Genomic DNA, 10540 nt, shown 5'->3' with positions numbered 1-10540 from the left:
TCTTCTAACCGAACAGCAGCGGGGTCCCGCGCTCGAACTGGCCCTGCTCTCCACCCGTTTGGGGCGGGAGCTCCCCGACGCGAGCCCGCCGGAGATCGAGTACGAGTCCAAGGGCGGCCTCGTCGTCGCCTCCGACGAGGCGGGGATGGTCGCGCTGCGGGACTTCGCGGCCCGGCAGCGGAAGGCGGGCGTGACGGCGGACGAATTCGGGGCCGACCACCTGCACGACCTGGAGCCGCACCTCGCCGACGGCCTGGCGGGCGGCTTCCACTACCCCGAGGACGCGCAGGTGATGCCCGCGCTCGCCGCCGCGCATCTGCTGCGCGCGGGCGGCGACCGGGTCCGTCTGTGCCTGGGCGAGGAGGTCACCGGCCTGCTCACCGGGGCGTCCGGCGAGATCTGCGGGGTGCGGACGGCGGCCGGTGAGCACCACGCTCCGTACGTGGTCAACGCGGCCGGGACCTGGGGCGGCGAGGTCGCCCGCCTCGCGGGGGTGGAGCTTCCCGTACGGCCACGGCGGGGCTTCGTCCTCGTCACCGAGCCCCTGCCGCGCGTAGTGCGCCGCAAGGTGTACGCGGCCGACTACGTCGCCGATGTGGCCAGCGGCTCCGCCGCGCTGCAGAGTTCGGCGGTGGTGGAGGGCACCCCGGCCGGCCCTGTCCTGATCGGCGCCAGCCGGGAGCGCGTCGGTTTCGACCGCACGCTCTCGGTCGAGGTGCTGCGGCGCCTGGCGGCCCAGGCCACCGCGCTGTTCCCGGTCCTTTCCGGGGTGCGGGCGATGCGCACGTACGCCGGTTTCCGTCCGTATCTGCCGGACCACCTGCCCGCCATCGGCCCCGACCCGCGTGTCCCCGGCCTGCTGCACGCCTGCGGCCACGAGGGCGCGGGGATCGGGCTCGCTCCAGCCACCGGCCTTGCCGTCGCACGGTCCCTGACCGGCGGCGAACTGCCGCTCGACATCACCCCGTTCAGGCCGGAACGCTTCCCGTCGACCGCCTGAGTCCACCTGCCACGAGAGTCCACCTGCCACGAGAGTCCACCCGCCACGAGAGGAGAGGGGCCCATGGCCCGTACCCCTGCCGACCTGGTCGGCGCTCAGCCCGATCCGCCGTTCGCCATCACCTTCGACGGCCGGACCGTGACCGCCCTGCGCGGGCAGTCCGTCGCCGCCGCGCTGTGGGGGGCCGGAATCCTGGCCTGGCGCACCACGCGGAACGGCGGGCGACCGCGGGGCGCGTTCTGCGGGATCGGGCAGTGCTACGACTGCCTCGCCACCATCAATGGAGAGCCCAACCGGCGGGCCTGCCTCGTTCCGGCCCGACCGGGGGACGCCATCACCACTCAGGAAGGACACGGCCGTGCCGGACTCGGTGTCTGAATTCCAGGGGTCGCATGGGCTGTACGACCTCGCGGTGATCGGCGCGGGCTCCGCCGGTCTCGCCGGAGCCGTCGCTGCCGCTGAACTCGGCTTGTCCGTAGCCCTGTTGGACACCTCCACGCACACCGGGGGGCAGTTCTACCGGCATCCGACGCCCGCAGTGGGTGCCGTCCGTCCCGAGGCCCTGCACCACGACTGGTCCGCCTACACCGATCTGCGCCGACGGCTTGCGGAGAGCGAGGTGAGGCACCTTCCCGGACACCACGTGTGGAGCATGACGAGGGGCGAGGAAGACGGCGGCTTCTGGGCGGTGCACGCCGTCACCGGTGCCGACGGCGACGGCGAGCGTCCCGTACGCGTACAGGCCCGGGCGGTCCTCCTGGCGACTGGTGCGTACGAGCGTCAACTGCCCTTCCCCGGCTGGACATTGCCCGGCGTGGTGGGTGCCGGAGGGGCGCAGGCCATGCTCAAGTCCGGCCTGGTCCTTCCCGGGCGGAAGGTCGTCGTGGCGGGCAGCGGCCCCCTGCTGCTCGCGGTCGCCTCCTCGCTGGCCGCGGCGGGCGCGAGGGTGCCGGCCGTCGTCGAGGCGTCCGGATATCTGCGGTACGCCAGACATCCCCGGGCGCTCGTCGCCAATCCGCACAAGGCAGTTGAGGCCCTCACCCACGGCGCCGCGCTGCTGCGGCACCGGGTGCGGGTGCGCGTGCGCAGCGCGGTGACCGAGGTGCACGGCACCGACCGTGTGGAGGCCGTCACCGTCACCCGTCTCGACCGCGACTGGCGCCCCGTGCGGGGGACGGGGCGCCGGATCGAGTGCGACGCGCTGGCCGTCGGGCACGGCCTCGTCCCCCAGATCGAACTGGCGACAGCGCTCGGCTGCACCACCTGCTCCCTGCCCGACGGCACCAGGGCCCTGGCCCTGGACGACCTTCAGGGGACATCGGTGCCCGGCCTGTGGGCGGCGGGCGAGGCCGGGGGAGTAGGAGGGGTGCGACTGGCGTACACGGAAGGAGAGTTGGCGGGTATCGCGATCGCTGCCCAGGTCCTGGGCAGTCCCGTCCACGGCGGCCGGGTGCGGGAACTGAAGCGCCGCAGGGGGCGGATGCGCGCCTTCGCCGACGCGATGGCCACCGTTCACGCGCCCGGTTCCGGCTGGCCACGGTGGCTCAGGGACGACACCGAGGTGTGCCGTTGCGAGGAGGTCACCGCCGGCCGGATCCACGAAGCGGTCGAGGACCTCGGGGCACGGGACGCCCGCACCGTCAAACTGCTCACCCGTGCCGGTATGGGCTGGTGCCAGGGGAGGATGTGCGGTGCGGCGGTGGCGTGCCTGGCATCCCGCGGCGCGGCCGCCGAACCCCCGCTGGAGCGCCGCCCGTTCGCCACGCCTGTCCCGCTGGCGGCACTAGCGGCGCTCGACGCCCCTGCCGTGGACGAGCCACGGGACCGTTCCTAGCTTCCTAGCTCCCTGGCTTCCTGGGTCGCCTAGGTAGCTAGGTCACGCCCCCCACAACGTAAGTGAAATGTCACATTCTCACGAGAGGTCTCTCTGACATGACCACCAACACCTGGAACAGCACCCGCCCTTGGCGCGGCATCATGGTCGCCACCACGCTGCCCCTGCGCGACGACCTGTCCGTCGACCACGACGCGTACGCCGAGCACGTCCGCTGGCTGCTCGACAACGGCTGCGACGGTGTCGTGCCGAACGGCTCGCTCGGCGAGTACCAGACCCTCACCGACGAGGAACGGGCCCGTGTGGTGCGGACCGCCGTCGAGGCCGCGGGCGACGGGGCGCGGGTCATGCCCGGCGTCGCCGCCTACGGCAGTGGCGAGGCCCGGCGCTGGGCGGAACACGCGGGCGAGGCGGGCTGCGGCTCGGTGCTCCTGCTGCCGCCGAACGCCTACCGCGCCGACGAGGCGGCCGTACGCGCCCACTATGCCGAGGTCGCCCGCGTCGGGGTGCCGGTCGTCGCGTACAACAACCCCATCGACACCAAGGTCGACCTCACGCCGGACCTCCTTGCCCGGCTGCACCAGGACGGCAGCGTCGTGGCCGTGAAGGAGTTCACCGGTGACGTCCGCAGGGCGTACGAGCTCGCCGAACTCGCCCCGGAGCTCGACCTGTTGATCGGCGCCGACGACGTCCTGCTCGAACTCGCCGTCGCCGGTGCCGTCGGCTGGATCGCCGGCTACCCCAACGCGTTCCCCGCCAGCTGCGCGGAGCTGTACCACCGCGCCGTCTCCGGAGACCTGGCCACGGCCGTCCCGCTCTACAAGTCCCTGCACTCCCTGCTGCGCTGGGACTCCAAGACGGAGTTCGTCCAGTCCATCAAGCTGTCCATGGACATCGTCGGGCGGCGGGGCGGCCCCACGCGGCCGCCGCGCTTCCCGCTCACCGGGGAGGTCGAAGAGGGCGTGCGCGCCGCCACCGAGAAGGCCGTCGCGGCCGGGCACAAGTAGGGGAGGGGCGGACATGCGTACCCGCCACGTCTTCCACGCGGTCGACTCGCACACCGAGGGCATGCCCACGCGCGTGATCACCGGTGGCGTCGGGGTCATCCCCGGCGCCACCATGGCCGAGCGGCGGCTGCACTTCATCGAGCACATGGACGGCCTTCGGACGCTCCTGATGTACGAGCCGCGCGGCCACGCCGCCATGAGCGGCGCGATCCTCCAGCCACCCACCCGCCCCGACGCCGACTACGGAGTCCTCTACATCGAGGTCTCCGGACTGCTCCCGATGTGCGGGCACGGCACCATCGGGGTCGCCACCGTCCTGGTCGAGACGGGCATGGTGCCTGTCACGGAACCGGTCACCACGGTCCGGCTCGACACCCCGGCCGGACTCGTGACGGTCGAGGTCCAGGTGTCGGACGGCGCGGCCACGGCGGTCACGTTCACCAACGTACCGGCGTTCTGCGCCGCCCTGGACAGCAAGATCGAGGTGCCCGGGTACGGCACGGTCACCTACGACCTCGCGTTCGGCGGGAACTTCATCGCCTTCGTCGAACTCGACGCACTGGGGCTGCCGTTCGACCGCGAGCGCAAGGACGACCTGCGGGCCGCCGGGCTCGCCGTCATGGACGCGATCAACGCCTCGCCGCAGCGGCCCGTACACCCCGAGCGTCCTGAGATCGCCGGAGTCAAGCACGTCTACCTGGCCGCCCCCGGCTCCGACGCGCACCGCTCACGCCACGCCATGGTGGTCCACCCCGGCTGGTTCGACCGCTCCCCGTGCGGCACGGGCACCTCGGCCCGGATGGCACAGCTGCACGCCCGCGGCCAACTGCCCCTGAACCAGGACTTCGTCAACGAGTCCTTCATCGGCACCCGCTTCACCGGCCGTCTGACCGAGGAGGCGACCGTGGACTGCGGCGTGCCCGCCGTCGTGCCGACCGTCACCGGGCGGGCCTGGATCACCGGCACCGCCCAGTACTTCCTCGACCCGGACGACCCCTTCCCCGGAGGATTTCTCCTGTGACCGCCGTCGGACCCGTCATCACCTCATACAACCCGGCCGATCCGTCCGACGTACTTCTGCGGATCCCGGCGCCCGGCGCCTTCGAGACGGTCGACACCGTGGAGCGGGCCCGCGCCGCTCAGCCGGGCTGGCTGCTCGGCGGGGCCGCGGCCCGCTCGGCCGCTCTCGGCGCGGTCGCTGACGGCATCGACGCCGCACGCACCGAACTGGCCGCACTCGCCGTCCGCGAGGTGGGCAAACCGCTCACCGAAGCCCGCGCCGAAGTCGCGCGCACCGCCGCGATCTGGCGCTACTACGCCCAGGCCCCGTACGAACCCGTCGGTGCGGTCCACGAGACGGCCGCTGGGCCCGGACTGCTGTTGTCCCGCCGCCGCCCGCACGGCGTGGCCGGTCTGATCACGCCCTGGAACTTTCCCTTCGCCATTCCGAGCTGGAAGGCCGCCCCGGCGCTGGCGGCGGGCAACACGGTCGTCCTCAAGCCCGCACCCGAGGCCACGGCGTGTGCGCGGCGCCTGGCCGAGGTCGTCCAACAGGCCCTGCCCGCAGGGGTGTTCACCGTCCTGCCGGGCGGGGCGACGGAGGGCAACGCGCTCGTCTCCGCCGCCGACGTGGTCTCCTTCACCGGCTCGACCACCGTCGGCCAGGCCGTCGCCCGCGCCGCAACGGCCCGCGGCGTGCCGGTTCAGGCGGAGATGGGCGGACTGAACGCGGCGATCGTCCTCGCGGACGCCGACATCGAGCAGGCCGCGGCCCACATCGCCGCCTCCATCGCCGGGTACGCGGGCCAGAAGTGCACCGCCACCAGCCGCGTCATCGCGGTCGGCGCGGCCCTTGAGCCGCTGCGCGAAGCACTCGCCGAAGCGCTGCGGGCCGTGTCGGTGGGCGACCCGACCGACGCGGCGACCGTGTGCGGGCCGCTCATCAACGAGCACGCCCGAGGCCAGGTGGGCGACGCCGGGCACGGCCTGTGCGTGCTGGCCGGCGGCACCGTGCCCGACGAGCCAGGTTGGTACGCGGCCCCGACCCTGGTCGAGAAGGTCCCGGCGGGCCACCGGCTGCTGCGCGAAGAGGTCTTCGGGCCCATCGCGGCCCTGCTGCCCGCCGACGACCTGGCCCACGCGGTGCGGATCACCAACTTCGTGCCGTACGGCCTGGTCACCTCTGTCCACACCGCCGACCTGAACACGGCACTGAGCGGCCTCGATCGGCTCGACACCGGAATGATCCGGGTCAACGCCCCGTCCACCGGCGTCGACTTCCACTTGCCGTTCGGCGGAGCCAAGGCGTCCAGCCACGGGCCGCGCGAACAGGGCCGGGCCGCGCTGGAGTTCTACACCTCGAGCCGGACCTACACCCTGTCGTCAGCAGGGGCAACGTGACATTGTATGGTAGTGGTCTGTACCAGATCGAAGGGACCACCACCGCATGGGGCACCTGAAGCACCACGACCTCAACGCCACCCGGGAGCGGCTGCGTGACCAGGTGGCCCACGCCCTGCGGGCCGCTCTGATCTCCGGTGAGCTGCGTCCGGGCCAGGTGTACTCGGCGCCCACGCTCGCCGAGGACTTCGGCATCTCGGCGACGCCCGTACGCGAGGCGATGCTCGACCTGGCCCGCGAGGGCCTGGTCGAGCCCGTCCGCAACAAGGGATTCCGGGTCACCGAGGTCAATGAGCGTGACCTCGACCAGTACACGGAGATCCGCGCCTTGATCGAGGTCCCCATGATCGGCCGGATCACCCGCAGTGCCGCGCGCGAGGACCTGGAGGCGCTGCGCCCGGTCGCCGAGGAAATCGTCCGGGCGGCGCGGGGCCACGACCTCATCGGTTACCTGGACGCCGACCGGCAGTTCCACCTCTCGCTCCTCGCCCTCTCGGGCAACGACCGCCTGGTCGAGACGGTCGGCGACCTGCGCAAGCGCTCGCGTCTGTACGGGCTCTCCACCCTGGACGAGCGCGGCGAGCTGATCCCCTCGGCCGAGGAGCACCTGGAGCTCCTCGACCTGATGCTCGCGGGCCAGGCGAAGGCGGCGGAGAAGTGCATGTCCAAGCACCTGGGCCATGTTCGCTCCCTGTGGGCCAGCAGCAGTTCCTCCTCGCCCGAGGCCAACTCGGCGGCGGGGCGCACCCGGAAGCGTTCCGCCTGAGGCCCTGAGGCCCTGAGGTCCTGAGGTCCTGAGGTCCTGAGGCCCTGAAGCCCTGAAGCGGGACGGAACCCCCATCACGTGGTGCTATGCCCAGGTGGGGGCTCCCCGGAAGGGGGTGGCTCAGCCACGCTGGCGCGCATGCAATGTCACACACCATTCCATGCCTCGCTGTGAAAGGGACCGATGAACCCGGCGTACGCCACCACCGACCACTGCTTCACCGTCCCACTGGACCACTCGGTCCCGCAGGGCCCGACCATCGAGGTGTTCGCGCGCGAGGTCGTCGACCCGGCCCGCAGTGGTGAACAACTGCCCTGGCTGCTCTATCTGCAGGGCGGTCCCGGCGGCAAGGCCCCACGTCCTTCGGCCGGTTCACCGGGCTGGCTGCCCCAGGCGCTCAAGACGCACCGGGTGCTGCTCCTCGACCAGCGCGGCACCGGCCGCTCCACGCCGGTCACCGCGCGCACGGCCGCCCGGTTCCCCTCCGCCGCCCAACTGGCCGCGCATCTGGCCCACTTCCGCGCCGACGCGATCGTGGCCGACGCGGAACTGATACGCCGTCAACTGTGCGCAGGGGAACCCTGGGAGACGCTCGGCCAGAGCTACGGCGGCTTCATCACGCTGACCTACCTCTCGCACGCCCCGGAGGGCCTGCGGGCCTGCTACGTCACCGGCGGCCTGCCCGGTCTCGCCGCGACCGCCGACGACGTGTACGCGCGTACCTACCCGCGGGTGCGGGAGCGGGTCCACGACTTCTACGCCCGCTACCCGAACGACGCCCCACGGCTCCGCAAGATCGCCGATCGCCTCGCGGTCGACGACATCCGCCTGCCCGGCGGGGACCGCCTGACGATCGGCCGTCTGCGCGCCCTCGGCCTCGCGCTCGGCATGGGCGACGGGTTCGAACGGATCCACTGGCTGCTCGACGAATCCCTGGACGCGGACGGCGATTTGACGGACACCTTCCTCCATCAGGTCGAGGCCTTGACCGGCTTCACCGACAGCCCGCTGTTCGCCGTCATGCAGGAGACGCTGTACGGGCAAGGGGCTGCCCCCAGCGCCTGGGCGGCGTCCCGCGCGCTCGCCGGCTTCCCCGAGTTCGCCGAGGACGCGGACCCGCTCCTCCTCACCGGCGAAATGATCTACCCCTGGATGTTCCGGGAGATCAGAGGCCTGCGCCCCTTCGCGGACGCGGCGGACCTCCTGGCCCGCCGCGGCGACTGGCCCTCGCTCTACGACCCGCACCGCCTGGCCGCCAACCAGGTCCCCCTGGCCGCGGCGGTCTACCACGACGACATGTACGTCGACGCCGGCCTCTCCCTGCGCACGGCACGCGAAGTCGGCGCCACTCGAGTCTGGGTCACCAATGAGTGGGAGCACGACGGCGTCACCGCCTCGGGCGGCCGCGTCCTCGCGCGCCTGATGGACCTGGCCGCGGGCCGCGCGTAAGCCGACGGTTCTGCCATGCGGACGGCTCCTTCAGCTCCGTCCGGGAGTCTCAAGTTCCCCGACGGGATCACTAACTGACGACTCATCAGTTTCTTCCGTTGCTTGCAACCCTCTTCTCACTGCCATGTGAACTGTGAAATTGTACGGGCACATTTTCGGCGGGCCTGACGGCTCCGGGGGTGCTCAACTTCCGTTGCCGTCAAGGTCCGTACCCCCCACTGCCGTGCCCCGCGCACGGCTGCCGACTGGCCTGGAGGCCATCGCTATGCGCAGACCCCCCACCAGGAAACTCGCACAACTGCTGATACCTACCGTGGCTGTTGCCGGCCTGGGGCTCGCCATGCTCGCCCCCAACGGCGCGGCGGCCCCGGCCGACGGCGGGGCACCCAAGCCCGCACCGAGGTCGGCCCCGGCCCCACAGCCCGCCTCCGCCACCGTGCTCGCCGCCGACCTCGCACCCGGGCACGCAGCCGACCCCGCGCGATCGGCCACGAAGGCCTCGAACGCCGCGCAACGCCCTCCGCTCCCCGCGGCCCAGAATGCCGCGGAACGCAAGAAGGCCCGCTCTGCGGCGAAGGCCGCCGCGGACTGCAACGTCGGCGACTTCACCTCGAAGACCGGCGCTGCCCTGGTCGAGCAGATCAAGAAGTCGGAAACAACCTGCATCAACACACTGTTCAGCGTGACCGGTGAGGACTCCAAGGCCCTCTTCCGCGAGGAACAGATGGTCACGGTGGCGAACGCACTTAAGGACGTCGCGACCAACTACCCGGGGGACAACAGCACTTCCGCAGCCCAGGTGGTGCTGTACCTGCGTGCCGGCTACTACATCCAGTACAACCAGCCGGAGAACGTCGGCGAATACGGCCCGACGCTGAAGAGCGCCATTCAGGGCGCCCTGGATGCCTTCTTCGGCTCGTCCCACGCCTTTGACGTCACCGAGGCCAACGGCGAGACCCTCTCCGAGGCGGTCATCCTGATCGACAGCTCCGGAGAGAACATCCGCTTCCTCAACGTGGTCAAGCGCCTGCAGAAGGACTACGACGCGTCGTACGACGAGTTCTACGGAATGGTCGCGGCGGTCAACAACACCTACACCGTGCTCTTCCGCGGCCACCAGCTGCCGGAGTTCGCGGAAGCAGTGAAGGCCGACCCGGGCGTCCTCACCGGACTGCGCGACTTCGCCGTCGCCCACGACGATCTCCTCGGCACCGACAAGTCCTACCTGGCCAGCAATGCCGGACGCGAACTCGGCCGCTTCCTGCAGCACGCCGACCTCAAGGACACCGTCAAGCCGTTGGCCAAGGAGCTGCTCGGCCGCAGCGAGATCACTGGACGCACCGCCCCGCTCTGGGTCGGCATCGCCGAGATGACGGACGAGTTCGACAAGGCGAACTGCGCCGAGTACGACACCTGTGACCTGCAGGACCGTGTGCGCGATGCCGTGCTGACGACCAAGCACGAATGCGGTCCGAGTGCAAAGATCCTCGCGCAGGAGCTGACCGCGGCCGAACTCTCGGCCACATGCGACAGCATCCTCAAGCAGGACCCGGTGTTCCACGGCATCGTCAAGGACAACGGCCCGGTCAAGGACGACAACAACACCAACATCGAGATCGTCGCCTTCAACTCCAGCACCGACTACAAGACCTACGCCGGTGTCGTCTTCGGCATCGACACCAACAACGGCGGCATGTACTTGGAGGGCGACCCGGCCGCCGAGGGCAACCAGCCGCGTTTCATCGCCTACGAGCAGCCGGCGCAGGACGGCGCCTTCCAGATCTGGAACCTCAATCACGAGTACACCCACTACCTCGACGGCCGCTTCGACATGTACGGCGACTTCGCAGCCGGGCAGACCACCCCGACGGTGATGTGGATCGAGGGTTTCGCCGAGTACGTCTCCTACTCGTACCGCGGTATCACCTACGACAGGGCGATCGAGGAGGCGGGCAAGAACACCTACAAGCTCAGCGAGCTCTTCGGGACCACCTATGACAACGCCGACACCACCCGTATCTACCAGTGGGGCTATCTGGGCGTCCGCTACATGCTCCAGTCGCACCCCGAGGACGTTGCCACCC

At 71.0% G+C, this 10540-nt stretch carries 9 protein-coding genes; all 9 read left to right on the top strand.

Features of this window, described 5'->3' with window-relative positions; translation table 11 throughout:
* The coding region (locus ACFWY6_RS33020) for an NAD(P)/FAD-dependent oxidoreductase (RefSeq protein ID WP_384698314.1) at nt 1-1000 on the top strand (1000 nt) is incomplete at its 5' end.
* A 63-nt stretch (nt 1001-1063) separates the two neighbouring features.
* Complete coding sequence (locus ACFWY6_RS33015) at nt 1064-1378, top strand: (2Fe-2S)-binding protein (RefSeq protein WP_384698311.1); 315 nt, start codon at nt 1064-1066, stop codon at nt 1376-1378.
* Nucleotides 1359-2834, top strand: a complete 1476-nt coding sequence (locus ACFWY6_RS33010; protein ID WP_384698308.1) for an FAD-dependent oxidoreductase — start codon at nt 1359-1361, stop codon at nt 2832-2834. Before ACFWY6_RS33015 ends, ACFWY6_RS33010 begins: the two co-directional genes overlap by 20 nt.
* 98 nt (nt 2835-2932) lie before the next feature.
* Nucleotides 2933-3841, top strand: coding sequence for a dihydrodipicolinate synthase family protein (locus tag ACFWY6_RS33005; protein WP_384698305.1), 909 nt, complete (start codon nt 2933-2935; stop codon nt 3839-3841).
* 13 nt (nt 3842-3854) lie between these two features.
* Complete coding sequence (locus tag ACFWY6_RS33000) at nt 3855-4862, top strand: proline racemase family protein (protein ID WP_384698302.1); 1008 nt, start codon at nt 3855-3857, stop codon at nt 4860-4862.
* On the top strand, nt 4859-6241 hold the full coding sequence (locus ACFWY6_RS32995) for an aldehyde dehydrogenase family protein (protein WP_384698299.1): 1383 nt from the start codon (nt 4859-4861) through the stop codon (nt 6239-6241). Before ACFWY6_RS33000 ends, ACFWY6_RS32995 begins: the two co-directional genes overlap by 4 nt.
* A 46-nt stretch (nt 6242-6287) precedes the next feature.
* A complete protein-coding gene (locus tag ACFWY6_RS32990) occupies nt 6288-7007 on the top strand; it encodes a GntR family transcriptional regulator (RefSeq protein ID WP_384698296.1) in 720 nt (239 codons plus the stop codon).
* Between the two features lie 183 nt (nt 7008-7190).
* Entirely contained in the window at nt 7191-8456 is a 1266-nt protein-coding gene (locus ACFWY6_RS32985; RefSeq protein WP_384698293.1) for an alpha/beta fold hydrolase, read from the top strand.
* A gap of 313 nt (nt 8457-8769) precedes the next feature.
* The coding region (locus tag ACFWY6_RS32980; RefSeq protein ID WP_384698290.1) for a collagenase at nt 8770-10540 on the top strand (1771 nt) is incomplete at its 3' end.

It is taken from the genome of Streptomyces sp. NPDC059037, assembly GCF_042740015.1.
Classification (GTDB): Bacteria; Actinomycetota; Actinomycetes; order Streptomycetales; family Streptomycetaceae; genus Streptomyces.
Note: the sequence above shows the minus strand (reverse complement) of the source record. Positions and strands in the feature narration are given on the sequence as shown.

Excerpts from the sequence above, each read along its gene's own strand:
- ACFWY6_RS33015 (WP_384698311.1), top strand. The coding sequence starts at position 1,064 with ATGGCCCGTACCCCTGCCGACCTGGTCGGCGCTCAGCCCGATCCGCCG.
- ACFWY6_RS33005 (WP_384698305.1), top strand. The coding sequence starts at position 2,933 with ATGACCACCAACACCTGGAACAGCACCCGCCCTTGGCGCGGCATCATG.
- ACFWY6_RS33000 (WP_384698302.1), top strand. The coding sequence starts at position 3,855 with ATGCGTACCCGCCACGTCTTCCACGCGGTCGACTCGCACACCGAGGGC.
- ACFWY6_RS32990 (WP_384698296.1), top strand. The coding sequence starts at position 6,288 with ATGGGGCACCTGAAGCACCACGACCTCAACGCCACCCGGGAGCGGCTG.
- ACFWY6_RS32985 (WP_384698293.1), top strand. The coding sequence starts at position 7,191 with ATGAACCCGGCGTACGCCACCACCGACCACTGCTTCACCGTCCCACTG.